The organism is Lysobacter sp. KIS68-7, assembly GCF_021284745.1.
GTDB lineage: Bacteria > Pseudomonadota > Gammaproteobacteria > Xanthomonadales > Xanthomonadaceae > Noviluteimonas.
This window is the reverse complement of record NZ_CP089925.1, coordinates 2,270,361-2,295,073: the sequence shown is the minus strand read 5'-3', so window position 1 is coordinate 2,295,073 and position 24,713 is coordinate 2,270,361. Positions and strand designations below refer to the sequence as shown.

Genomic DNA, 24,713 nt, shown 5'->3' with positions numbered 1-24,713 from the left:
GGGCGTCAAGGCAGGGTCACGGTCACCTGGATGCGGCGTCGCTGGTCGGTGCGCTGGATCGTGTAGGTGGACGCCGTGGCGCCGGGGATGTCGACGTAAATGTGCGAACCGATTTCCGATTCGATCTGCCACTGGTACTGCAGCGTGGGCGGGCAAGTGCCGTCGCCGTCGCAGGTGACGTTCGCCGAAAGCGTGGCGCCGACGATCGGGAAGTCGGTGAGCGCAACGCCGTTCATCAGCACCGTCACGGCGGTGGGCTGGTTGGCCGCCACGCCGGGATCGTTGGGATCGAGCGGGTCGGTGCCGTCGGTGACTTCCTTGCCGTCGTTGATGCCGTCGCCGTCGGTGTCCGGCTTCGTCGGATCTGTGCCCAGTTCGATTTCGTCACCATCCTTGATGCCGTCGCCGTCGGTGTCCGGCTTGGTCGGATCCGTGCCGTGGTCGGGTTCCTTGTCGTCGTTGAGACCGTCGTTGTCGGTGTCCTTGCCCGGGTCGTTTGGATCCAGCGGGTTGGTGCCGTTTTCAACTTCGGTGCCGTCGTTGATGCCGTCACCATCGGTGTCGGGCTTGGTCGGGTCGGTGCCGAGTTCGGCTTCGCGTTCGTCGCTCAACCCGTCTTCGTCCCGGTCGGTCCAGATCACTTCGATCACGAAGTGCTTCTCGGCGACGTGGCCATTCGCGCCGCGCACGGCGACGGTGACCTCATAGATGCTGTCCTCGCCGGCGGCCGGCTTCGGAAGGCCCGAAGGGTCGAAGCGCAGCTCCTGGCCGACCAGCGTGAACAGCGCGGCGTCCACGCCATTGAGCGAGAACTGGAACGGCGGCTTGCCGCCCTGCAGTTGCACGAGGTAACGATAGATCTCGGTGTCCTTGATCGTCGCGTGGACGGTCTGCGGGCCGAGGAGTTCGAGCGGTGCCCACTTGTCGCGTTGCTCGGTGACGATGCGGTGCTCGCGTTCGACCGGCGACGTTGCGAGCGATCGGATGTCGTTGCGCTGCGCGAGGTTCCGGCGGTCGAGTTGCTCCTTGAAGGACTGGCCAAGCTGGTACCGGAAGTTGAGCATCACGCGCGTGTCGCTCGGACCGCCGATCGCTTTCTCGTGCTCCAGGCTGATGCCGAACAGCGGCACCGGCGAATAGCCGATGCGCGCGGTGAACAGGTTCGGGTTCTCGAGCGTCTGGCCGGTGCCGAAGACATCGACGCGTTCGCCGTGCCACCACGTGCCCTTCAGGGAGAGGTCCAGGCCCGGCGCTGCGGCGGGCATCCAGGTGAGGCCGAGGTCGTAACCGGTCGCGGCGCGTTCGATCAGGTCTTCATTGCCCTTCACGTCCACCCACGTGTCGGACTTCGGCGTGTAGTAGTTCGCGAAGCCCCGCACTTGCCTAGACGCAGCTTCGACGCCGACGCCGACGCGATGCGCGCCCGCGTGGAAGTCGTGGTCGTAGAAGGCATTTGCACCGACGAACCAATTCTCCGTGTTGGCGATGTAACGCCACAGCAGGCCGACGTTCGCGGTCGGGCGATCGGCTTCGTTGTGCGCGCCGACTTGCGCAAGAAGGGTGTGGCCCACGCCCTTGCCCGACAGCACGCCGACGGTCTGCAGGTTGAAGTCGACGCCGTTGTCGCCGTAGGACACGTTGCCGGTGAGGTTTCCGAGGAACGGCAACGTGCTGTCGCCCGCGGCGCGCACACCTGCGGACAAGCCGGAGTTGACGACCTTTTCGCCCAGATCCTTGAGCGGGGCCGTTGTGTTGTTCGGGTTGGCGGCCTGTTGCGCCGTCGCGATTGCGGCGGCGGTCACCTGCTGCTTGGCGGCGTCCACGCGCGCCTTCTTCGCCGCGGCGTCCGCGGCCGCGCCACCGCCGATATCCGGAAGACTTGCCTGGACCTTCTGCGTCTGTTCCCGCTTCGGATCGAGGAGCGGATGGCGCTCCTTCTCCTTCTTGCGCTTGCGCTCTTCTTCGGTCAGGACTTCGGTCGTTTTGGTTGCGGACGATTCCGTCGCGCCTGCAACCGGCGCCATGACGGAAACGGCCAGCGACATGGCGATCGCTTTCGCCAGTCTCGAGGGAAACATATTGGAGTTCGAATCGGACATGTCGTTTCGGGAGCCCGTGCAAATCAGCGGGGCGTGGGAGCGGGTGGCGTAGTGTTCCGTTCGTCTCGCGCATGGATAAGCAGGAGACTTCCCTCCGGGGTGAGAGAAATTTCGCCAGCGATTCCGTTCATGGGTCTCGTCTCGCGAGAACGCCGTGAGCGACGGCGTCAGCAGAACATCGCGAGTTGGATTGCGCTATCGCCCCTTGGGGCAAGCGCGTGCTGTCAGTTCGCGTCTATCGGAACAACGCGTCCGATGCCGACGGCATCGGTGCAATCAATTGCTTCCCCTGGTTCCTGACATTGCCGACGGCCTTGTCGACTTCATGGAACACGAGTGCAGGTTCCGGCGCCGCATGCGCCATCGCCATTGCATCGTCCGCACTGCCGTGCAGCCAATCGCGATGCATGTCCGGCGGCAGGATCAGCGGCATCCGATCGTGGACGGGCGCGATCACCGGATCGGCTTCGCGCGTCACGATCGAATACGTGGACAACCATCCGCCCGCCCCGTCGGGCCGTGTTTCCCACAGGCCACCGAACATCATCACGGGCGAATCGGCGAGCGCGATGTAGTGCGGGCGTTTGACGCCATCGATCACCGGCCACTCGTAGTACCCCGTCGCGGGCACGAGTGCACGACGCGTCAGCCACGCATTGCGGAACGCAGGCTTCGTGTCGACCGATTCAAGACGTGCGTTGATCGTGCTGTAGGCGAGCTTGGTGTCCTTTGCGAAGGACGGCAGCAGGCCCCAACGCATCATGTGCACCTTGCCGCCACCGCCGGCGACGTGGTCGCTCGCGACGATGACCGGGCCCGGATCCGTCGGCGCGATATTCCACACGGCCGTCGGCTCTTCTTCCGGCACGATCAGATCCAGCATCCGCGAAAACTCGCGAACTTGCTGCCAGGTGAAATCGCGGGTGAAGCGGCCGCACATGCACGAATCCTAGCGCGACCGGCCGGATTCAGTGCTTCATCTCGCCGTCTTCCCTTTCTGCGCCGGGCGGTTGCCCTTCGGGCTCTTGCTCATGCGACTCCTCGGAGGCGCTCGCATGCTTGTCGCCGTAGCTGAAACGCCCCTTGGAATCGCGCCGCTGCGTGCGCTTGTCATTGGGCTCCTGCCCTCCCCCTTCCCGCTTGCGCATTCACGACCTCCTCACGTCGCTGGGCTAGCGTCCAATGATTCGACGGGCCTCCGTGGAGGGTCCGTGACGGATCGATGAGCCTTACCGAATACCGACGCAAACGACGGTTCGACAAGACGCGCGAGCCTGCGCCGGGCACGCACGCGGCCGGCAAGCGCCCGCCGAAAGGCGAGCGGCCGATGTTCGTTGTGCAGTTGCACCATGCCTCGCGCCGGCATTACGACTTCCGCCTGCAGGTCGGCGATGCATTGAAAAGTTGGGCGGTGCCCAAGGGGCCGAGTTACGACCCGAGCGTGAAACGCATGGCGGTGGAGGTGGAAGACCATCCGCTGTCCTATGCCTCCTTCGAAGGCAACATTCCGGAAGGCGAATACGGCGGCGGGCACGTGGCCACCTTCGACCAGGGTGTGTGGACGACGCCCTACGACGCGGAGGCGCAACTTGCCAAGGGCCATCTGCGTTTCGAATTGTTCGGCGAGAAGTTGAAGGGCGAGTGGCATCTCGTGCGATCGGGCAAGCAGGCGAAGCAGCCGCAATGGCTGTTGTTCAAGGAACCCGATGCGTATGCGGGCAAGCTGGAAGCGGACGACCTGCTCGGCGACGTGACACCGCCGCCGGGCGAGAAGCCGCGCAAGGTGGCCAGGAAGGCAACTGACGTGGCACCGAAGCGTCGGCGCAAGGTGGATTGGGCGGCGAAGGCGGCCGGGCTTGCGGGTGCGAAAAAGGCTGCGCTGCGCAACGAAGCCTTCGAACCGCAACTCGCGAAACTGGGCGACAGCGCGCCGAAGGGTCCGCAATGGATCCATGAAGTGAAGTGGGACGGGTATCGGCTCGTCGCCACGCTGGTCGACGGAAAGGCGCGTCTGTGGTCGCGCAATGCGCTGGAGTGGACCGGCAAGGTGCCGGAGCTGCGCGCGGCACTCGAACAACTCGGTGTGCAACGCGCGGCCTTCGATGGCGAGCTGATCGCGGGCCGCGGCACGCAGGAGGATTTCAACCTGCTGCAAGCGACCTTGTCGGGCGAGACGCATGGCGCGCTCACTTATGTAGTGTTCGATCTGCTGCACGTGGACGGCATCGATCTGCGCAACGTGCCGCTCGTCGAGCGCAAGGCGTTGTTGCAGGAATTGCTTGCGACGCCGACGTCCCACCTCGCATACAGCTCACACGTGCCGGGCGACGAAGGCGATGCCGCGTTCGCGCTCGCGTCCGATGAGAAGTTCGAAGGCATCATTTCCAAGCGCGGTGATCGGCCCTACCACGCGGGACGCAGCGATGACTGGCGCAAGACCAAACGCCAGGAGTCGGATGAATTCGCGGTGGTGGGAACGACGCCTGGGCAGGGCGCGCGCGGCGACGGCTTTGGTTCGTTGCTGCTCGCGCGGCCAGACAAGGAACGCGGTTGGGTGTACGTGGGGCGCGTCGGTTCCGGCTTTTCGGAGAAGGACCTGCGTGACATCGTGGCGCACATCGGCAAGCGCGGATCCTCGACACCCAGCGTGCACGTGCCCATCGCGCTCACCGCGGAACTGAAGCGTGCGACGTGGTTTCCGCCCTTGTTCGTCGTCGAGGTCTTCCTGCGTGGCACCGGCAGCTCGGGAATCCTGCGGCAGCCGTCGCTGAAAACGATTCGCCTCGACAAGGATGTCGGCGACCTGCGCGACTCCGATCGCGGTACGTCGAAACACGCCCCCGCCACCGAAGTCCGCCTCAGCAGCCCGACCAAGATCATCTTCCCCGACCGCAACATCACCAAGCAGCAGGTCTTCGATTACTACAAAGCGGTGATGCCGCGCCTGCTGCCGGAAATCGCGGGACGCCCGTTGTCGATCATTCGCTGCCCGCAAGGCGCCGGCAAAGCCTGCTTCTTCCAGAAGCACCACACCCCCGGCCTCGACATCGTGCGTTTCGTGCGCCTGAAGGAAGAAGGTGGCATCAACGCCAACTATCTCGTCGCCGACGACGCCGCCGGCGTGCTCGAACTCGTGCAGTTCAATGCGCTCGAATTCCATCCCTGGGGCGCGCACGCCGACGACCCCGACCACGCCGATCGCATCGTGTTCGATCTCGATCCGGGCCCCGGCGTTTCCTTTCCCGAAGTGAAGCGCGCCGCATCGCAGGTGCGCGATCTCCTGCAACAACTCGGATTGCGCTCCTTCCTGCGGACGACGGGCGGCAAGGGACTGCACGTCGTCGTCCCGCTGAAGCCGGGAAACAAGTGGTCGCTGGTGAAGAACTTCTCGAAGGGCTTCGCGGAAGCGCTTGCGGGTTCCGACCCCGACCGTTTCCTAGCGACGGCGACGTTGAAACTGCGCCCCGGGAAAATCTTCATCGATTACCTGCGCAACGGCCGCGGCGCGACCGCCGTTGCGTCGTACTCGCTGCGCGCACGCGCCGGCGCACCCGTGGCGGTTCCACTCGCATGGTCGGAACTGTCGGCACTCAAACGGCCCGATGCCTTCGACATTGGAAGCACCCTCGCGCGCATAAAACGTCAACGGAAGGACCCGTGGGCGGGGATCGACACCGTCGAACAAGACCTGTCGGCCTGGGAGTGATGTGGATTCGCCCGGCGAAACGTGACCGTTCCTCCATTGCCTGCATCCGGGCGTTGACGCTCGCGCGGGTCCGGGCAGACGCTCGGGCCCGGTCCCGGAAGTGCAAGGAACGCTTTCCCATGTGCAAGCGCAACATCGCCTTCGCGCTCGCCATCGCCGTGCTCGGATGCAACGGCCTGGCCCACGCGCAACAGTGCCCCGCCACCGTCCCCGCCCAGGGCGCGCCCATCGCCGCGCCCTTGCCCGTGTTCCCCGCCGACAACTGGTGGAACACCGACATCAGCGCGGCGCCGGTCGATGCGAAGTCGGCCAGCTTCATCGGCTTCATCGGCACCACGCGGAAGCTGCACCCGGATTTCGGCGGCGAGGCGTCGCCCGGCAGCACCGCCATCTACGGTTTCCCCTACGCCGTCGTCAGCGGTTCGCAAGCCAAGCAGGCCGTTTCGTTCCTCTATTGGGACGAGAGCGACGGTGTCGACATGAATTCCGGCGCGGGCATTCCCTTCTATCCGATTCCCACGCAGGCGATTTCGCAGGCGCACTGGGTCGAAGGCGGTTCGCCCGGCAGCGTGGACGAGCGCGACATGGGCGATCGCCACTTGCTCATGATCGATTGCACCAACCGCACGCTCTACGAGCTCTATAACGTGTGGTATTCGAACACCGAGAAGCGCTGGCACGCCGGCTCCGGCGCGTTCTACGACATGACGCGCAACGACCGCCGCCCCGAAGGCTGGACCTCCGCCGACGCGGCGGGCCTGGCGATCTTCCCGGGCCTGGTGCGCTACGACGAAGCCGCCAACACGGCCGTCGCCGACATCAACCACGCCTTCCGCGTCACCGTGCGCACCAGCAACGGCCACGTCTATCCCGCCTCGCACACCGCGGGCTCGACCGCCGGCGCATTGCCGATGGGCGCGCGCCTGCGACTGAAGAAGAGCGTCAACGGCGTCGACCCCGTGACGCGCACCACCGACCCCGTGGCCCGCAAGATCTTCCGCGCGATGCAGAAGTACGGGTTGATCGTCGCCGACAACGGCTCGGACATGTACATCTCGGGCACCTTCAACGTGCGCTGGAACAACGGCACCTTGAACCCCGCCTTCAGCGCGCTCAGCGCCAGCGACTTCGAAGTGGTCCAACTCGGGTGGAAGCCCGCGGCGGTGCCGCCGAAGATGTTCATCGACGATGCCTCCGCCAAGGAAGGCGCGTCGGGCACCAAGACCTTGTCGTTCACCGTGCGCCTGTCCGCACCGGCGACGTCCGCGGTGTCTGTGTCCGTCGCGACGTCGAACGACACGGCCACCGCAGGCAGCGATTACGTCGCCGCGTCGGGCTCGCTCACGTTCTCGCCTGGCCAGACGGCGCGCAGCTTCGCGGTCACGATCAACGGCGACGCGACGCGCGAAGCGAGCGAAACCTTCCGCGTCACGCTCACCAACCCGGTCAACGCCACGCTCGGCGATGGCCAGGCGATCGGCACGATCGTCAACGACGACCTGCGCACAGGCGGGGGCCAGAAGCCCTCGCCCGTGGGCCTGGCGAGTGCTTCCGCGCAGGTCAACCCCCTCCCTCCTCCCCGCATGAAACTGCCGGTGAAAACCGGGGGTGAGTAATGGTAGCGTTGCGCCTCCACGTCACGTCACAAGGTGACCTGCGGTAGCAGGGTCACCCATAGGACGCGGCGCGTCACCCGTACTGACGCGCATTGACAGCCAATTCACTTCGCTAAATAGGAGACCTCGGTCTCAGTCTGAACCGTTTTCTGTGACGTACGTCACACTTTCGATACGTATCTGTGAACCACACCAGTTTTTCGTTGCTCCCCCGAGGGGTCGTCACTAGTTTTTAACGCCACGGAGTCGTCCGGCTCCGCACGACCAAGCTCCAGGGGAAACACAAAATGCGTTCTGCTCCGATCCTCCTCGCTCTCGCGACGGCGCTCGTCGCCGCCAATGCTTCCGCCGCCACCGTGGGCAACACCTTCCAGGTCACCGCCACCGTTTCGCCGAGCTGCGTGATCTCCACGCCGGCCACCGGCATCGCGTTCGGCACCTATGACTCGGTCGGCGCGAACGCGTCCACCGCCGCCACGGGTTCGGGCTCGATCAAGATCCGCTGCACCAAGGGCACGGCCATCAAGATCACGCTCGACGAAGGCCTGCCGGCGAACAAGGGCGCCGGTTCGACGTGCGGCGCGCCCGTCCGCCAGATGGCGAGCGGCACCAACCGCCTCGGCTACCAGATCTATAGCGACTCCGGCCGCTCGGTCGTCTGGGGTTGCACGCTGTCCCCGGCCGCCGGCGCGAACGACGTGACCGTCGCTTCCTCGCCGAACAACGCCGAACAGACCTTCACGACCTACGGCTCGATCCCGGGCGGCCAGGACGTGGCGAACGGCAGCTACGCCGACACCGTCGGCTACACCGTGAACTTCTGATCCACCCGGTGCCCGGCCGCGAGGCCGGGCACCCTTCGGTAACACACCCATGCGTTCGATCAGCAGGGCCCCGCGCGCGGCCTTCTCCGCCTTCGTGGCCATCGCCATCGCGTTGACCGTTGCGGGCATTGCGTCCGCGGCGCAGTTCAACCTCAACATCACCCGAATCCATCTCGGTGCTTCGCACCCGGTGGAAACCGTGGTGATGACGAACAACGAAGACCTTCCGTTGGCCTTCGAGGTCCACGTGAAGCGTTGGCGCATGGACGCCGACGGCCAGTGGCAGCTCACGCCCGACGACGGCCTGGTGGTGCATCCGCTGATCCTGCAGATCGCGCCGGGGGCCGAAGGCCGCGTGCGCATCGGCTCGCTGTCGCCGGACACCAAGTCCGAAGTGGCGTATCGCGTCGAACTCCAGGAACTCCCCGGTCACGCCGAAGCCGTGGCGGGCCACATCCGCATGCTCGCGAAGATCAGCGTGCCCGTGTTCGTGCAGCCGGCGAACGCGAAGCCCGCGGTCGGCGTCTCGGTGAACAAGGTCGACGCCCACGGCGCGACGCTGCTCTTCCGCAACACCGGCACCGGCTATGCAGCGCCGAACGGCGGCAAGGCCATCGTCCGCGACGCAGGCGGCAAGGTGCTGAAGGAAGCCAATATCGAAGTGCCGTACCTGTTGGCCGGTGCGCAGGCCCCGGTGCAGGTCAATCTTCCCGCCGGTGCGTGCGCGCATGCGGCGAAGGTGGAATTGCAGCTCCTGGAAAACCAGGTCCTCACGGCTGACGTCCCGGCGGGTCTTGCCGCATGCGCCCGCTGACGCAGGGACGCAAACTCCCGAAGGATTCCAAGCTTCAAGGACGAACGCTTTCCGTTGCACGGCTCCCCGTGCGACGCATGCTCGGCCTGTGCCTCGGCCTTGCGCTCGCCCTGCCCGTCTACGCCCTTCCGGGCGATGAAACGCTTCTGCTCGACCTGTGCATCAACGCGCGTTGCGTCGGTGTCGCGCCGGTGATCGCACGCGGCGACGATGTCCTTGTCGAACAACAGGCGCTCATCACCGCCGGCATCGACACTTCCGGCGTCGTGGCCGAACCGCTCGGCCAGGGCCACTTCATTTCGCTGCGCGCCCTCAACCACGGCAGCACGTTCGCGATCGACCGCGACCAACTGCGCCTGGACCTGACGCTGCGTCCCGAGCGCCTGCCGCGCCAGACCGCCACGATGTCCCCGCGCGGCAACACGGGCGAACAGGGCACGCCTTCGTGGACCGCGTTCGCCAACTATGCCGCCACCGTCGGCACGCGCGACGAACGCAATCTCTTCTTCGACGCCGCCATCGGCCGCGGCAACGCCGCGCTGCGCTCCACCGGCGGATGGAACAACATCGACGGTTGGCTGCGCGGCATGACGCGCTTCGAATACGACCGCGTCTCCGCCATGCAGCGCTGGACCGTGGGCGACCAGTACGCGATCGCGCGCGATCCGCTCGGCGGCGGGCAGTTGCTCGGCGGCGTGGGCGTGGAGCGCGCGTTCGATCAGGATCCCTATCTCGTCACGGTGCCGCGCCCGTATTTCTCCGGTGTGCTGCAGACGCCCGGCACGGTCGAGGTGTATGCGAACGGCGCACTGATCGGCCGCCGCGAATTCGGCGCCGGTCCCTTCACGCTCGAACAGCTCGGCATTCCGCCGGGCCGTAGCGACGTGCGCGTCATCGTGCGCGATCCGCTCGGCAATCGCACCGAGCTCGCCACGCAGTCGTACTACGGCGGCAGCCCGCGCCTGCTGGCGAAGGGACTGAGCGAGTATTCGTTCCGCGTGGGCAAGCCGCGCACGGATGGCGGTTTCGGCAACGGCGACTACGCCGACGACACCGCCGCGCAAGGCTGGTATCGCCGCGGCCTGAGCGACGCGGTCACCCTCGGCGGCCGCATCGAAGGCGACGACAACGTCCGCAACGCGGGCGTGGACACCGCGCTGCGCACGGGCTTCGGAGAGTTCGCCTTCGCCTACGCGGTGAGCGATGCCGACCTGCTCGACCACGGCCACGCGTATTCGGCCAACTACAGCTGGAGCGCGCGTTCCTGGTCTTTCGGCCTGGGTGCGCTGCGCGCGACCAGCGACTACCGCGCGCTGTCCGACCCGCTCGTCCGCTCGCTCGGCACCGTGCGCGAGAACGACTACGCCGCCTTCTCCTTCTCCCCGACGAGCCGCCTGAGCGTGCAGCTCAACGCGGGCCGGCAGAAGCGCGATGGCCTGCCGCTCGAGCGCAGTGCGGGTTTCTCCACCGCGTGGCGCATCGGCGAGCTGACCTCGCTGTACCTGCTCGGCCAGCGCACCGAATCGGATTTCTTCCGCGACACCAGCATCCAGCTGACGCTCAACATGGCGTTCTCGCGCGACAACGTCGGCTTCACCGCGCGCCACCAGGAGCGCGATGGCGTGTCGCACGATGGCTACGGCTTCAACGCGCAGCGCTCGCGTCCGCTGGAGCAAGGCTTTGGTTACGCCGTCAACGTGCAGCGCGAAGGCGGCCGCACGATCGGCTTCGGCCTGGGCGAATACGAAGGCACGCACGGCCGCTACCTGCTCGAAGCCGAGCGCAACGGCGACGACACCAACCTCCGCGCCACGGCGACCGGCGCGATCGTCGCCGTCGGCGGCCGGGTGTTCGCCACGCCGCCGATCGACAGCAGCTTCGCGCTCGTGCGCGTGCCCGGCATGGCGGACGTTCCGGTGCTGCGCGAAAACCAGCGCATCGGCCGCACCGACAAGCACGGCGACCTGCTCGTGCGCGACATGCTGCCCTACTACCCGAACCGCCTCAGCCTCGATGACGCCGCCATCCCGGCCGGGGTCGACCTGGGCGAGAAGCCGGTCCACCAGCTGCGCGTGGCGCGCAACACCGGTTCGATCCTCGTGCTCGATGCGCACGCGGTGCGCGCGGTGAAGGGCCACTTCCGCTACGCGGGACAGGCGGCGGGCGATCTTGCGCACGTGAAGGACGGTGACGCGGGCATGCCGATCGGCACCGACGGCCTGTTCTACTTCGAGACCTTGCAGGTCGGCCAGAACGACGTGCGCGTGGAAAGCGACGACGGCAACTTCGCGTGCAAGGTGGACGTGCCGGCCCAGGACGCCGCCGGCACCGTGGACCTCGGCACCATCGCCTGCGAGAAGCTGCAATGAGCCGCCATGCGCGGGCGGTGCTCGTGCTGGCCATCGCCTTCGGATGGTTCGGCGCCGTGCCGCTGGCGCAGGCCGCGTGCACCGTGGCTTCCACGGGCGTGGCCTTCGGCGTCTACAGCCCGGCCTCCGCCACCGCGTTGCAAGGCACCGGCACGGTGTCGGTCACGTGCGACAACTATCTGGTCAGCGTCCAGGTCCAGCTCGACGATGGTGGCGCGGGTGGCTTCGCCAATCGGTACATGAATAGCGGCATCGAAAAACTGTTCTACCAGCTCTACACCGATTCCGGTTACACCACGATCTTCGGCGACGGCACGAACGGCACCTCCGACGTGACGTGCCTGACCGGTTGGACCAGCGGTGGCTGCAGCGGCATCTTTTCGCTCACTGCGACGCAGCGCATGTATGGCCTCGTCCCCGCGGGCCAGAACGTCGCCGTGGGCAGTTACAGCGACACCATCCGCGTCGCGATCACATTCTGACCCGCGCGCATGCGAGCATGCGAAATGAAATCCGTCTGCGCCCTCCTGCTCGCCCTCGCCGGCTGCGCGTTCGCCACCCGTGCGCACGCGGCCGACAGCTGCACGATCAACACCGCGGGCGTCGCGTTCGGCGTCTACGATCCTTCGTCTGCCGCGCCCCTGGACGGTACGGGCTCACTGACGATCGACTGCACGGGCAATCCACTCACCTTCACCGTCTCGATCGACGCGGGCAACTCGGGCTCCTTCGCGAACCGCCGCATGGTGAACGGGGCGGAGAACCTGTTCTACAACCTCTATCTCGAAGCGGCGCACGCCACCATCTTCGGTGACGGCACCGGAGGCTCTTCGACGTCGACCTGCACCACCGGCCAGACCGGCAACGGCTGCACCGGCAGCAATCCCTCCGGCGGCAGCCGCCGCGCGGTCCGCCCCATCTACGGGCAGATCGGCGGCAGCCAGAACGTCGGTGCGGGGACTTACAGCGACACGATCAACGTCACCGTCACCTTCTGATCAGGGCTCGAACCACCCCCCCTGATCCGCAAACCCCGCCGGCAACTGCACCAGCGCCTTCGTATTCGCATCCACGATGCGCAGTGCATAGGTCGCGTGCGTGAGCCCGACGTCGGAGTAGACGCGGCGGTTCACCAGCACATGGATGTTGTCTTTCGACCACTGCGCCGGCGTGTAGGCGTGGTTGTCCACGCGCGAGTCGGTCAGGCGGCGGACGTTGGTGCCGTTCGCATTCATCACGTACAGCGGTTCGTAGTAACGGAACTGCGCGCCGGTCTCGTACACCTCGCCGGCGTAGGCGATGCGCTTGCCATCCGGCGACCAGGACGGGGCGTGGCCGCGCGGCAGGGCCGTCGCTGCGCCGTTGCGGAAGTCCACCAGCGTCATGTCGTTGGCGACGACGTCCGCGTACACGCCGCGCGTGCCGTCGGGCGAGAAGGTCAGTTCGAGCGGTTCGTACATCACGATGTCGCTGAGGAGCGTCGCGCGGCCGGTGGCGACGTCGATGCGGTAAGCCAGTGCGTGGAAGACGGGTTCGAGCTTGCCTTCCGGTGCGTTGCCCGCGACGAACAACTGACGGCCATCCTTCGACCACAGCGGACGCGCCAGCTCGGTGGTCGAGGGCACGCAGAACAGCGCGCGGTGCGAAGTGCCGGTGGCATCGGTGATGGACACGCAGTTCCCCGCGCCCTGCGCCGCGATGTAGGCGATGCGGTCACCCGGGCCCCACGCCGGCTTCGAGAAATCGCCCAGGCCGTGCACCACCGAGCGCAGGTGCGTGCCGTCGGCGCGCAGGTAATGCAGAGAGTGCGTCTCGGCCGCGCGCGGGCGGCTGGCGCCGCGGTCGAACACGATGCCCGAACCGTTCGGTGCCCAGGTGGCCACCGCATCGAACACGCGGTCGGTCGACGTCGTCAGCGGACGCACCTGCCTGGTGCCCAGGTCCAGCATCCACAGGCTGCTCGCTCGCGGGAATGCGTCGGCCGCGCTCTGCTGCGATCGCGAAAACACGATGCGACCCTGCGGCGTGGCGGCCTGGGCGGAAACGGAGGCGCCGGCGGAAGCGGCGACGACGGCGGCCGCCACGGCGGCGTGGCGGAACGATTTCGTATTCATCGGGGGTCCCCTGCTGCACTGCGAATGACGAGCTCAGGTTGCTTGTCGAAAACTCAAGTCCATGTGAAGCCGCGCGCGTTCAGGCAAACACCGCACGAGGTGGAATGGTTCTCACCTGAAGAAGTCAGCGAAGGCTTGTCGGGCGCTCGCGTTGCGACGAACGTCGCATCCCGGGGTGCTGCACGGTGGACAGCGCGTTCATGGCCGGGTGTAGCATTCTGGTCCGCCTCGACCCACGGAAGGCCCATGGGCGTCCGTTCGATCATCCGCCTGTTCCTCTTCCTGATCGTCCTCGCCATCGCGGGCGGATATGCGACGGCGTTCTTTTCACGCAGTGCATGCATCGACGACGCATGGGGCGACCTCGCACCGCGCGGCATCCGCGGCCACGCCCTCGGCGGCACCGATCGGCCCCTCGCCAAGTCGGACCTGGAAGCGCGCGTCGTCGGCCCCTTCCGCGTCGAAGTGAGTTACCTGGTGCTCGATGGCCTGCAGAGCACCGTCTACGCGCGCCGTTACGAAGCCTTGCCGTGGAAGCGCCAGAAGCTGTCCGAGGAAGCCCATCGGATCGAAGCGCTGTGAGCGCGCGCATCGCGCTCGCGTCGGTGGCCCTCCTCGCGTTGGCTGCGTGTTCGATCGGTGGCGAGGACACGCAGTGGAAGGAAGTCTCCACGTCCAGCGGTGTCGTCGAGCAGCTCACGCAAGCCGAAGCGGCGCACCAGGTCGAGCAGTTCCTCGACGGCCAGGGCTATCCGCGACGGGGCGGCGACGACGCCGGTGGCGCCGTGCATCGCTACTACCAGAGCAGCAGCGCGCCGCATGTGCTGGTCGGGTTGAACAACGACGCGAGTCGCTACTGCTTCAACTTCACCGTGTCGGTGGATGCGAAGGCAACCGACGCGGGACCGCAGGCCAGCGCGATCCAGTCGGCGTTCCTGTCGGAGTTTGGTTCGAAGGAAGGATGGCGGTTGTCGTCGGGCGCGTGCCCGGTTGGCGAGTAGCGGCTACTTCCGCAAGCCGGATCGGCATGGTGCCCGGAGTGGGGATCGAACCCACATGACCTTGCGGTCGAGGGATTTTAAGTCCCTTGCGTCTACCAGTTTCGCCATCCGGGCCGGCTCGGGGATTCTAGCCGCGCCATTCAATACACGCAGCGCAGGTCCGATGGTAGGCCCGCCATCAGCGCGAAGGGGTCGTCGGAAAACATGCCCTGGACGCCAAGCCCGCGCAGGCGGTCGCGCTCGGCGTGGTCGTCCACGGTGTAGGCGATGACGCGGAAGCCCGCCTCGATCCAGGCACGAAAGACCGTGTCCGAGGCGCCCTTCCATATCCCGGCCCAGCCGACGCCCGCGGCCTTCACTGCATCGATGCCCTCGTCGGTGCGCGAGAGGTAGATCGCCGGATAACCGGCATCGACGGCAGGCCTTAGTTCCTCCAACAGGAACGACTGCACCAACGCATGCTCCCGCGCGATGCCCGCACGTTGCAGCGCCGCGACCATCGGCGCGCCACTGCCCACGTCCTTCGCCTCCGGCACCAACACCGCGCGCCCTCGAAACTCCGCCAACACTTCGTCGAACAAGGCCGGCGCAATCGTCTGCTGCGCAAACTGCGGAAACCGCCGCGCATCGACACGCAGCGCACGGTATGCCGCGGTGTCAAAGCCGCGCACGTCCCCTCGCCCATCGGTCAAGCGATCCACCGACGCATCGTGCATCACCGCCAACGCCCCATCGGCCAACAACCGCGCGTCCTGCTCCAGCAAGCGCAGCCCCGACGCATACGCCGCGCGATACGCGACCATCGTGTTCTCCGGCGCCAGCGCCGCTGCACCGCGATGCGCGATGCACACGAAGTCGCCCGGGCCGATGGCATCCAGCGAAGGCACGTCGGCCACGGGCGTCGGCTCGCTCAATCCAGCAGGTTCTTCTGCCAGAACAGGATCGCCGCGGCGCCGTAGTAATCCGCGTTCGCCTTCTTCTGGAATCCGTGGCCCTCGTCGGCGTACAGCAGGTACCACACCGGCTGCCCGTTGCCGCGCACGGCCTTCACGATCTGCTCGGCTTCGGTGTACGGCACGCGCGGGTCGTTCCTGCCCTGGGCGACGAACAGCGGCGAGGTGATCTTCGACGCATTGTTGAGGGGCGAGATGCGGTCGAACACGTCCTTCATCTTCGGATCGCGTTCGTCGCCGTACTCGGCGCGGCGCAGGTCGCGTCGATAGCTTTCGGTGTTGTTGAGGAAGGTGCCGAAGTGCGAGATGCCCACGATGTCCACGCCCGCCTTGATGCGCTGCGGGTAATGCATCAGCGAGGCGAGCACCATGTAGCCGCCGTAGCTGCCGCCCTGCACGCCGACGCGCGAGGCGTCGAGTTCCGGCTGTTTCGCGATCCAGTCGAGGAGCGCGCCGATGTCCTTCACCGAGTCCTCGCGCTTCTCGGCGTTGTCGAGCGTCAGGTAGGTCTTGCCGTAGCCGCTGGAGCCGCGGACGTTCGGCACGAGCACCGCCACGCCAAGTTCGTTGGCGAGGAACTGCGCATTCGGGCTGAAGTTCGGCAGCGCCTGCGATTCGGGGCCGCCGTGGATGTTGATGACGACGGGGTACTTGCCGTTCTTCGCAGGCTTCGACGGCTTGTAGTAGAACGCCGGGATCGTGCGCGGCTTGCCGTCCACCCTATCGAAGGTCGGGAAGCGCACCAGCGTGGGCGCGACGAACTTCGATGCATCCAGCCCGCCCACTTCACTGCGCGTCCAGCGCGCGAGCTTCGCACCCGCAAGGTCGATCACGTACGCATCGCTGGGCGAGGTCGCGGTGTTGAGCGTCAGCGCCAGGCGCTTGCCATCGGGCGAGAACGACACACCGCCGATCAGGCCCACCGGCAACTCCGGCAAGCGCACCGGCCTGTGGTCCGGCAGCGTGAGCACGTGCAGGCGCTGGATGCCGCCTTCGTTGGTGGTGTACGCGAGATAGCGGCCGTCGTCGGAAATGTCGAGCGATTCCACGTCCCACGGAATGTCGGCGCTCAGTTCGCGGAACGCATGCGTGGCAGGATCGTGCCAACGCAGCGTCTGGAACTCGCGCGGCTTCCCTTCGAACGGTTCGTCGGAGATGTAGTACACGGACTTGCCATCCGGCGCGAACTTGAATCCACCGAACGCCGCCTTGCCGCCATCGACCGGGAACAACTCGAGCTTCCCGCTCGCCAGGTCGACCAGCCCCGGGTACATCTCGCTCGCCGACACGTACTTCATCACGAGCAACTGCTTGCCGTCGGGCGAGAAGTCCATCGCGCTCCAGCTGCCGCCTTCGGTGACGACGGGCCTGACCGCCCCGGATTTGATGTCGCGCACCCACACGTCGGTGTCCTTGCCGTTGCGCGCCGTGCTGCTGTACGCCAGCTGCGCGCCGTCGTCGGAGAACAGCGCGCCGTTGTTCTGGCTGCGTTTGCCGTCGGTGAGCAGGGTGATGTCGCGCGTGCCGAAGTCGAACCAATAAAGCTGCGAGAACTCGTTGCCACCCACGTCCTTGGCGAACACGAAGCCGTCCTGCTTCGACGCCATCGGCACCGGCGCCAGGCCGTTCACGGGCTCGGGATAGAACGTGAGCTGCTCGCGCATGCCCATCGGCTGGCACACGCGATGCGCCTGCGCGGTTTCGGCGAAGCGCGTGGAGATCAGCAGGCACCCGTCCTTCGTCCAGCCGGCGACGCCCGCGCCGCGCGTGTTCTGGTAACGGTTGAGTTGTTCGAGCAGCGCGGCCGGGATCTCGGGGATGTTCTCGCTGGTGCGCGTACCGACCACGTCGCGCTGGACCCCTGCAGGCGGCGCGTCGGCGGCGGAGGCCGCGGCGCAGACCGTCACGAGGATCGACAGGAACAAGGCGTGCTTGCGGTGCATTGCGGGCTCCCGGCCATTGGATGCGGATGAGCTTAGCCCGATCCGGCACCAGTAGTTTTCCCTAGGCGGCTGGAGGGTTTTTGCGGAGGCGCATTCGCCTCGCCGCGTGGACACTTCCCTCGTCGACGAGGGCCGTGCCATGACCAAGCGCGTGCTGTTGCTGTGCCTGCTCGCCTGTTGCGCGTGTTCGAAGAACGCGCCCCAGGCGCCCGCCACCCCGGCTGCACCCGCCGCGAGCGCGACGCCTGCCGCCGCGCCTGCCGCAGCCGCCACGACTGCGAAGGCTGCCGCGCCCGCCCCGGCCGCGGAGGATCGCGTGTTCGGCGTCGAGGAGCTCGACCAGATGGTCGCGCCCATCGCGCTGTATCCCGATCCGCTGCTCGCGCAGGTGTTGATGGCTGCGACCTATCCGGGCGATGTGGCCGACGCCGCGAAGTGGGCGGCCGCCAACCCCAAGGCCAACGGCGACGCCGCCGTGCGCCAGGTCGCCGACCAACCCTGGGACCCCAGCGTGCAATCGCTCGCCGCGTTCCCGCAGGTGCTGGCCACGCTCGGCCAGGATCCGGGCTGGGTGCAGAAGCTGGGCGATGCATTCCTCGCGCAGCCCGACGACGTCATGGATGCGGTGCAGCGTTTGCGCCACAAGGCGAAGGACGCGGGCAACCTGGATTCCAACCAGTACCAGAAGGTGAGCGTGCAGCCCGCCGCGGCGCCGGCCGCCGGTGCGGCGCCCGCGGAATCCGCGCCGATGGAACAGCCGTCGACGGGCGCGTATGAAACCTCGACCGCAGCCGGATCGACCGACACGATCGTCATTCAATCCGCCGACCCGCAGGTGGTGTACGTGCCGTCGTACAACCCGACCACCGCTTACGGCACATGGGCCTACCCGTCGTATCCGCCGGCCTATTACCCGCCACCGGCGGGCTATTACGCGGGCAGCGCGCTCGTGCGCGGCCTGGCGTGGGGCACGGGCATGGCGATCGCAGGTTCCCTGTGGGGCGACATGGACTGGGGCGGCAACGACATCAACATCAACACGTCCAGCTACAACAGCTTCAACTCCAATCGCCAGATCAATTCCGGGACGTGGCAGCACAACGCCGCCAACCGCGATGGCGTGCCGTATCGCGACCGCAACAGCCGCGAGAATTACGGCAACCGATTGGGCGATTCCGCATCGCGCGATCGCATGCGTGGCGATGATCCGGCGCGTGCGCGTTCGCGCGAACAGGCACGTCAATCGATGGACCGTCGCGGCATGGAAGGCCCGGCGCGCACCAATCGCGAAGCCCAGCAGCGTGCGCAGAATGCAGGGCGCGAGCTCGGTGGGCGCGAGCCTGGCGGACGCGAAGGCGCGGGCCGCGCCAATGCAGGCGCAGGAAACCGCGACGCCCAGCGCGCGCAGGCGCAACGTGCCGCGCAGAATCGAGGTGCCGAAAATCGCGGTGCACAGAATCGCGCCGGTGGCGCGCAGAACCGCCCCGGCGCAGCGGGCGCAGGCAATCGCCAGGCCGGTGCGGGCAATCGCCAGGCGACGCCCGAGCGCCATCGCCAGCAGGGCGCCAACAACAACGCCTCGCGCGACGCGGCCCGTCGTCAGCAGCAACAACGCCAGTCCCCGCGCAACGACGCCTTCTCCGGCGCACGCCAACCGCAGCAATCGCGGCAGGCCGCGCAGCGCGGACAAGCCAGCCAGCAACGGTCACGCCAGCAAGGCGGCGGCGGTCGACAACAAGCGAGCCACCAGGTGAACCGGCAACCGCACAGTGGTGGTGGACAACGGTCCGGCGGCGCGCAGCGCTCTTCGGGAGGCGCCCAGCGCTCCTCGGGAGGCGCGCAGCGCTCGGGCGGCAATCGTGGAGGCGGAGGACATCGTCGATGAACACGAAACGTTGCTCGATCGCGTTGCTTGCGCTCGCGTTATTCGCCGCGCCCGTCTTCGCGCAGGAAGCTTTCCCCACTCCCGACGCAGCAGGCGAGGCCCTCGTGCAGGCCCTCGGTACGACGAAGGCCGACGCCGACCGCCTCGCCGCGCTGCTCGGGAAGGACTGGCGCGACTTCATCCCCGTCGGCAGCGTCGACCGCGACGACGTGGATGCCTTCCTCGCGCGTTATCGCGAGAAACACGCCTGGCAACCCGGCACGGAAGGCCGCATGCAACTGGCCGTGGGCAACGATGCCTGGACCCTGCCCGTCCCCATCGCGAAGGACGCGAAGGGCTGGCACTACGACCTGCACGCAGGCGCGGATGAAATCCGCGCGCGCCGCATCGGTCGCAACGAACTCGACGTGGTCGAAGCCCTGCGCACCTACCACGATGCGCAGAACGATTACGCCGAGGAAGACCGCGACGGCGACGGCGTGTTGGAATACGCGCGCAAGATCGTGAGCACCGACGGCCTGCACGACGGCTTGTACTGGGCCGACGACGACAGCGGCGAAATCAGCCCGCTGGGCCCGCTGTTCGGCGATGCAGGGCCGCATGCGGATTGGCTCGGCTATCGCTACAAGATCCTGGAATCGCAGGGCCCGTCCGCACCGGGCGGTGCGTACAGCTACCTCATCGGCAAGGACAACATGAGCCGCGGCTTTGCCTTGGTGGCTTGGCCCGCGAAGTACGGCGACACCGGCGTGATGACTTTCATGATCAGCCACGACGGCACCGTCTTCGAGCGCGACCTGGGCAAGGACAGCGAAGGCGTCGCCAAGGGCATGAAGTCCTTCGACCCGGATAGCGGCTGGCAGGAAGTCGACGCCAAGACGCCCTGACCGCTAAGGTGCGAGCCTGCCCAACGGGGAGGCTCTGATGAACACGCCCGTGCCAAGGGCGGCCAACGCGCCGGCCAAGTCGAGCTTCGTCACCGCGGTGGCATGGATCTGGATCGCGATGTCGGGCCTGTCGGCGTTCGTCGCGTTCGTCCAGACCATCTTCGCGGGCGTGCTGTTGCCGGGCCAGAACTTCGAACACGCGATGGCGGAGGCGTCGACGTCGAGCGACCCGCAGATCCAGTTCGCGACCTCCCTGTTCCACTGGTTCCCGTGGATCACCGGCGTGATGTTCCTGTCGTCGATCGTCTCGCTCGTGGCCTCCATCGGCCTGCTGCATCGCCGGAACTGGGGCCGCCTGTTGTTCATCGCGATGCTGCTGCTGACGATCGTTTCGCAGATCGCGGGCCTGGCGGTGCAGCAGAAGATCTTCTCGATGTTGCCGGCCATCCCGCAGGACGAAGGCGCACCGCCCATCGCAATGTTCATCCACGTGCTGCGCACCGCCAGCATCGTGCTGACCCTGGCCTTCGCGCTTGTGTTCGGCTGGATCATCAAGCGCCTGCTCTCGCCCCCCATCGCGGCCGAATTCACGCGCTGAAGGCCGTACTGCCGAGCCAGCGCCGCGCGTTGGCCCGAAGTCCAATGGATATCCCCGCCGGCCGGTGTTGCCATGCACCACGGGACCGAGCCGCGGAGGGCGCGTCATGTCCGACGAGAAGATGGAGGCTGCGACCGGCCAGGCGATGATCGATCGCCTGATGCACCAGCGCCTGCCGCGCCTGCTGGACATGCAGAAGCGCGTGGACGCCGGCGAGCGCATGAGCGACGAGGACATCGACTACCTCAAGTCTGTGCTCGAGGAAGCCAACCGCAACAAGGGCTACTTCGTGCAGCACCCCGAGTCGCACAAGCTCGCGGGGCAAGTGGTCGACCTGTACGACCAGATCATGAAGAAGGCCCTCGAGAACGAGCAGAAGGGCACGTGAGGCCTGCATGTTCGCCGGCTTCAAGTTGCGCGAGGACATCGTCGCCGGATTGGTGACGGCCGCCGTCGTCATTCCGAAAGCGATGGCCTACGCGACCATCGCGGGCTTGCCCGTCGAAGTGGGCCTGTACACGGTGCTCGTGCCGATGGCCGTGTATGCGTTCCTCGGTTCGTCGCGCCCCTTGTCGGTGAGCACGACCACCACGATCGCGATCCTGACCGGCGCCGAACTCTCCCAGGTGGTGCCCAACGGCGACCCGACGCAATTGCTGACGGCGACGGCGACACTGACCCTGCTCGTCGGCCTCGCATTGATCCTCGCTGCGGTGCTGCGCCTGGGCTTCGTCGCGAGTTTCATCTCCACGCCCGTGCTCGTCGGATTCAAGGCAGGCATCGCGGTGGTGATCATCGTCGACCAGGTGCCGAAGCTGCTCGGACTGCACTTCGAGAAAGGCGGCTTCCTGCACAACATCGGGCAGATCTTGCAGGGGCTCGGACACCTGTCGTGGCCCACGTTTGCAGTCGGCTTGGGCACGATCCTGTTGCTGACGTCGCTCGAGCATTTCCGACCGCGCTGGCCCGCACCCTTGATCGCGGTGGGCGCGGCCATCGCGTGCGCGGGGCTGTTCGCGTGGAATCGCTTCGGCATCGATCTCGTGGGCGCGATCCCGAGTGGCCTCCCGCACATCACCTTGCCGCAGTTCTCCCTCGTGCAAGCGCTCTGGCCCGCCGCGCTCGGCATCGCGTTGATGAGCTTCACCGAAACGATCGCCGTTGCGCGCACCTTCCAGGCCCAGGACGAACCGCCGCCCAGCCCCAATCGCGAGTTGATCGCCACCGGCGCAGGCACCGCGATCGGTGCGTTGCTGGGCGCGATGCCGGCAGGCGGTGGCATGTCGCAGACGGCGGTGAACCGCAGCGCGGGGGCGAAGTCGCAGGCGTCCGGGCTGACGACTGCCGTCACCGCACTGGTCACCATGTTGTGGCTCGCGCCGCTGCTCGGCCTGATGCCGCAGGCCACGCTCGCGGGCCTGGTCATCGTCTACTCGGTGGGCCTGTTCAAACTGAAGGACTTCCGCGACATCCTGCGCATCCGACGCGTGGAATTCATCTGGGCCGTGGTCGCGTTCGCGGGCGTCATCCTGCTCGGCACGCTGAAGGGCATCATCGTCGCGATCATCGTCTCGCTCGTCGCGCTGAGCCAGCAGGCGACGCACCCGCGGCTCTACGTGCTGCGGCGCAAGCGCGGGACCAACGTGTTCCGCCCCGTGTCGGACGAGAATCCCGACGACGAAACCTTCCCCGGCCTGTTGCTCGTGCGCCCCGAAGGCCGACTGTTCTTCCTCAACACCGATCGCCTGGCCGAACGCTTCCAGGCCCTCGTCGCGGAGTTCCACCCGAAGGTCATCGTCATCGACATGGCGGGTGTGTTCGACATCGAGTACTCCGCGTTGCAGGCGTTGATCGCGGGCGAGCGCCGCCTGCGCGAAGCGGGCATCCAGGTGGTGTTGGTCGGCCTGGCGCCCGAGGCGCTCGAAATGGTGCGTCGCTCGCCCCTCGACGAAACCCTCGGCGAAGGACGCATGTTCTTCAATCTCGAAATGGCGGTGCGCCATCTGGAAGCGCCCGCGGCCACACCCATGGAGTGATCAACATGACACGGACCACGAAAAAGCGCGCGGCGAAGAAAGCGACAAAGAAAGCCGCAACGAAAAAGGTCGTCGCGCAGATCGCCGCTGCCGATGCGCCGCCCTCCGGCAAGATGAAGTTCAAGGAATACGAAGTCGAGCTCGACAAGCTGCACGTCGAACTCGTGAAGCTGCAGCGCTGGGTGGTGGCGAAGGGATTGAAGATCTGCATCCTGTTCGAAGGCCGCGACGGCGCCGGTAAGGGGGGCACGATCAAGGCGATCACCGACCGCGTGAGCCCGCGCGTGTTCCGCGTCGTCGCCCTGCCCGCCCCGACCGAACGCGAGAAGAGCCAGATGTACCTGCAGCGCTACATCAAGCATTTGCCGGCCGCGGGCGAAATCGTGATCTTCGATCGCAGCTGGTACAACCGCGCCGGCGTGGAGCGCGTGATGGGCTTCACCGACGAAGACCATGTGCGCGAGTTCCTGGCGATGGTGCCGATGGTGGAAACCGCGATCGTCAAATCGGGCGTGCTGCTGATCAAGTACTGGCTCGAGGTGAGCGAAGAAGAACAGACCAAGCGCCTGAAGGATCGTGCGGAAGACGGGCGCAAGCTGTGGAAGCTCTCGCCGATGGACATGAAGTCCTACAGCCGCTGGTACGACTACTCGCGGGCGCGCGACGAGATGTTCGCCGCCACCGACATCGGCCAGGCGCCCTGGTACGTGGCCCGCACCGACGACAAGCGCCGCGCGCGCCTGAACATCATCCAGCACCTGCTCGACCACGTGCATTACGAAGACCTGCCGAAGGAGAAGGTCAAGTTCCCGAAACGGCAGAAGCCGCACGGGTACGTGGAGCCGAGGTACCCGTACAAGTACATCGAGGAGCGGTACTGAGGTCTAAACCCCTCGCTCGTTCGGCGCATCCGAGTCCGCGATTGCCTTTCGGAGCCGTCGCGCCATGCGCATGTTGCCTGCCTTGTTGTTGTCCGCCCTCGCCTGCTGCGCGGTTCCCGGCGTGCGTGCCGCAACGCCCGCGCAAGCCCCCGAAGCGCAGGCCGCCCCGCTCGCCACGCTTGCCCTCGAACCGTATCGACGCAGCGTCGCCGTCCGCGTCACCGCCCATGGCAAGCCAGGGCTGTTCGCCTTCGATACCGCCGGCGGGCACACCGTCGTGTCGCCGGAATTCGCCGCCACCGCGGGTTGCACGCCGTGGGGCGAGATCGGCGGCTTCAACATGACGGGTACGCGCCTGGCCATGCCGCGTTGCGATGCGTTGCATTTCGAGATTGGTGGCTATCCCGTCGTCGCGCCCGTCGCCGGTGTCATGCAAGTCGCGCCTTTGATTTCGAAGGACGCCGCGCCCATCGAAGGCCTGCTCGCGCTCGACGTTTTCGCCGGCAAGACCATCACCATGGATTTCGCGGGCGGCAAGCTCTATGTCGAATCGCCCGCGAGTGCCGCGCAACGCATCGCGGGCGCACGTGAACTGCCCATCCGGTTGTCGCGCGAAGTGCAGGGCCTGGCGCTCGCGGTCAACCTCGAAGTGCCGACGTCCAAGGGCGTCGCGCGATTCGAACTCGACAGCGGGAATGGCGGCACCTTGCTCGTGTCGAAGGGCTATGCCGCCCTGTTCGGGCTCGACCCCGATGCCAAGGACTTCCAGGCAGGCAAGCTGGAAGTCGCGCCTGGCATCGTCGCCCAAGGCCTGTTCGGGACCCCCGAGATGAACATCGACGGCAACCTGGGCATGCCCTTCCTCAAGGACTGGGTCGTCACCCTCGACCTCGCCGCAGGGCGGATGTGGCTGCAGCCCACGCGCGCGACACCCCCGCCGAACATGGGCGTGCCGCCGAGCGTGAAGAAATAGCGAAATCGCGACCC

At 66.7% G+C, this 24,713-nt stretch carries 22 protein-coding genes and 1 tRNA gene; 16 read left to right on the top strand and 7 right to left on the bottom strand.

Annotated features, from left to right (window positions below):
- Nucleotides 1-5: 5 nt before the first annotated feature.
- From LVB87_RS11160 to LVB87_RS11150, 3 genes are all read right to left on the bottom strand, one after another.
- Complete coding sequence (locus tag LVB87_RS11160; RefSeq protein ID WP_232898032.1) at nucleotides 6-2,078, bottom strand: ZirU family protein; 2,073 nt, start codon at nucleotides 2,076-2,078, stop codon at nucleotides 6-8.
- A 256-nt stretch (nucleotides 2,079-2,334) separates the two neighbouring features.
- A complete protein-coding gene (locus LVB87_RS11155) occupies nucleotides 2,335-2,982 on the bottom strand; it encodes an SOS response-associated peptidase (protein WP_232898031.1) in 648 nt (215 codons plus the stop codon).
- Between the two features lie 85 nt (nucleotides 2,983-3,067).
- Nucleotides 3,068-3,247 carry a hypothetical protein gene (locus tag LVB87_RS11150; RefSeq protein WP_232898030.1) on the bottom strand — a complete coding sequence of 60 codons (180 nt, stop codon included), beginning with the start codon at nucleotides 3,245-3,247 and terminating at the stop codon, nucleotides 3,068-3,070.
- A 74-nt stretch (nucleotides 3,248-3,321) separates the two neighbouring features.
- On the opposite strand from LVB87_RS11150, the gene ligD reads away from it, so the two are divergent.
- The 7 genes from ligD (at nucleotide 3,322) to LVB87_RS11115 (ending at nucleotide 12,426) form a co-directional block, all read left to right on the top strand.
- On the top strand, nucleotides 3,322-5,805 hold the full coding sequence (ligD, locus tag LVB87_RS11145; RefSeq protein WP_232898029.1) for a DNA ligase D: 2,484 nt from the start codon (nucleotides 3,322-3,324) through the stop codon (nucleotides 5,803-5,805).
- 119 nt (nucleotides 5,806-5,924) lie between these two features.
- Nucleotides 5,925-7,421 (top strand): Calx-beta domain-containing protein, encoded by a 1,497-nt coding sequence (locus LVB87_RS11140; RefSeq protein WP_232898028.1) that lies wholly within the window; start codon nucleotides 5,925-5,927, stop codon nucleotides 7,419-7,421.
- A gap of 287 nt (nucleotides 7,422-7,708) precedes the next feature.
- Nucleotides 7,709-8,245, top strand: coding sequence for a spore coat U domain-containing protein (locus LVB87_RS11135; protein ID WP_232898027.1), 537 nt, complete (start codon nucleotides 7,709-7,711; stop codon nucleotides 8,243-8,245).
- A gap of 49 nt (nucleotides 8,246-8,294) precedes the next feature.
- The gene (locus LVB87_RS11130; RefSeq protein WP_232898026.1) at nucleotides 8,295-9,059 is read left to right on the top strand and encodes a fimbria/pilus periplasmic chaperone; all 765 of its coding nucleotides are present in this window, start codon (nucleotides 8,295-8,297) and stop codon (nucleotides 9,057-9,059) included.
- Between the two features lie 77 nt (nucleotides 9,060-9,136).
- Nucleotides 9,137-11,428, top strand: coding sequence for a fimbria/pilus outer membrane usher protein (locus LVB87_RS11125; protein ID WP_232900545.1), 2,292 nt, complete (start codon nucleotides 9,137-9,139; stop codon nucleotides 11,426-11,428).
- Nucleotides 11,425-11,910: a spore coat U domain-containing protein gene (locus LVB87_RS11120; protein WP_232898025.1), complete on the top strand. Its 486-nt coding sequence runs from the start codon at nucleotides 11,425-11,427 to the stop codon at nucleotides 11,908-11,910. Before LVB87_RS11125 ends, LVB87_RS11120 begins: the two co-directional genes overlap by 4 nt.
- 24 nt (nucleotides 11,911-11,934) lie before the next feature.
- Complete coding sequence (locus LVB87_RS11115) at nucleotides 11,935-12,426, top strand: spore coat U domain-containing protein (protein WP_232898024.1); 492 nt, start codon at nucleotides 11,935-11,937, stop codon at nucleotides 12,424-12,426.
- Here the strand turns inward: LVB87_RS11115 and LVB87_RS11110 are convergent, their stop codons facing one another.
- Entirely contained in the window at nucleotides 12,427-13,542 is a 1,116-nt protein-coding gene (locus tag LVB87_RS11110) for a hypothetical protein (protein ID WP_232898023.1), read from the bottom strand.
- 246 nt (nucleotides 13,543-13,788) lie between these two features.
- On the opposite strand from LVB87_RS11110, the gene LVB87_RS11105 reads away from it, so the two are divergent.
- The gene (locus tag LVB87_RS11105) at nucleotides 13,789-14,124 is read left to right on the top strand and encodes a hypothetical protein (protein WP_232898022.1); all 336 of its coding nucleotides are present in this window, start codon (nucleotides 13,789-13,791) and stop codon (nucleotides 14,122-14,124) included.
- Nucleotides 14,121-14,543, top strand: a complete 423-nt coding sequence (locus tag LVB87_RS11100) for a hypothetical protein (RefSeq protein WP_232898021.1) — start codon at nucleotides 14,121-14,123, stop codon at nucleotides 14,541-14,543. The genes LVB87_RS11105 and LVB87_RS11100 overlap by 4 nt, the downstream gene beginning before the upstream one ends.
- Nucleotides 14,544-14,570: 27 nt before the next feature.
- Here the strand turns inward: LVB87_RS11100 and LVB87_RS11095 are convergent.
- The 3 genes from LVB87_RS11095 to LVB87_RS11085 all read right to left on the bottom strand — a co-directional run bounded on the left by LVB87_RS11095 (nucleotide 14,571) and on the right by LVB87_RS11085 (nucleotide 17,439).
- Nucleotides 14,571-14,657: transfer RNA gene (locus tag LVB87_RS11095), tRNA-Leu, on the bottom strand.
- A 26-nt stretch (nucleotides 14,658-14,683) separates the two neighbouring features.
- Nucleotides 14,684-15,457 carry a glycerophosphodiester phosphodiesterase family protein gene (locus LVB87_RS11090; RefSeq protein ID WP_232898020.1) on the bottom strand — a complete coding sequence of 258 codons (774 nt, stop codon included), beginning with the start codon at nucleotides 15,455-15,457 and terminating at the stop codon, nucleotides 14,684-14,686.
- Nucleotides 15,454-17,439, bottom strand: a complete 1,986-nt coding sequence (locus LVB87_RS11085) for a S9 family peptidase (RefSeq protein WP_232898019.1) — start codon at nucleotides 17,437-17,439, stop codon at nucleotides 15,454-15,456. Before LVB87_RS11085 ends, LVB87_RS11090 begins: the two co-directional genes overlap by 4 nt.
- Before the next feature lie 106 nt (nucleotides 17,440-17,545).
- On the opposite strand from LVB87_RS11085, the gene LVB87_RS11080 reads away from it, so the two are divergent.
- The 7 genes from LVB87_RS11080 (at nucleotide 17,546) to LVB87_RS11050 (ending at nucleotide 24,699) form a co-directional block, all read left to right on the top strand.
- Nucleotides 17,546-19,324, top strand: coding sequence for a DUF3300 domain-containing protein (locus LVB87_RS11080; protein WP_232898018.1), 1,779 nt, complete (start codon nucleotides 17,546-17,548; stop codon nucleotides 19,322-19,324).
- Entirely contained in the window at nucleotides 19,321-20,211 is an 891-nt protein-coding gene (locus LVB87_RS11075) for a DUF2950 domain-containing protein (RefSeq protein ID WP_232898017.1), read from the top strand. Before LVB87_RS11080 ends, LVB87_RS11075 begins: the two co-directional genes overlap by 4 nt.
- Before the next feature lie 37 nt (nucleotides 20,212-20,248).
- Nucleotides 20,249-20,809 (top strand): hypothetical protein, encoded by a 561-nt coding sequence (locus tag LVB87_RS11070; protein ID WP_232898016.1) that lies wholly within the window; start codon nucleotides 20,249-20,251, stop codon nucleotides 20,807-20,809.
- A gap of 106 nt (nucleotides 20,810-20,915) precedes the next feature.
- On the top strand, nucleotides 20,916-21,197 hold the full coding sequence (locus LVB87_RS11065) for a hypothetical protein (RefSeq protein WP_232898015.1): 282 nt from the start codon (nucleotides 20,916-20,918) through the stop codon (nucleotides 21,195-21,197).
- Nucleotides 21,198-21,204: 7 nt separating this feature from the next.
- Entirely contained in the window at nucleotides 21,205-22,845 is a 1,641-nt protein-coding gene (locus LVB87_RS11060; RefSeq protein ID WP_232898014.1) for a SulP family inorganic anion transporter, read from the top strand.
- A 5-nt stretch (nucleotides 22,846-22,850) separates the two neighbouring features.
- Entirely contained in the window at nucleotides 22,851-23,726 is an 876-nt protein-coding gene (ppk2, locus tag LVB87_RS11055) for a polyphosphate kinase 2 (protein ID WP_232898013.1), read from the top strand.
- Nucleotides 23,727-23,790: 64 nt separating this feature from the next.
- Complete coding sequence (locus LVB87_RS11050; RefSeq protein WP_232898012.1) at nucleotides 23,791-24,699, top strand: hypothetical protein; 909 nt, start codon at nucleotides 23,791-23,793, stop codon at nucleotides 24,697-24,699.
- The last annotated feature ends 14 nt before the right edge of the window (nucleotides 24,700-24,713 follow it).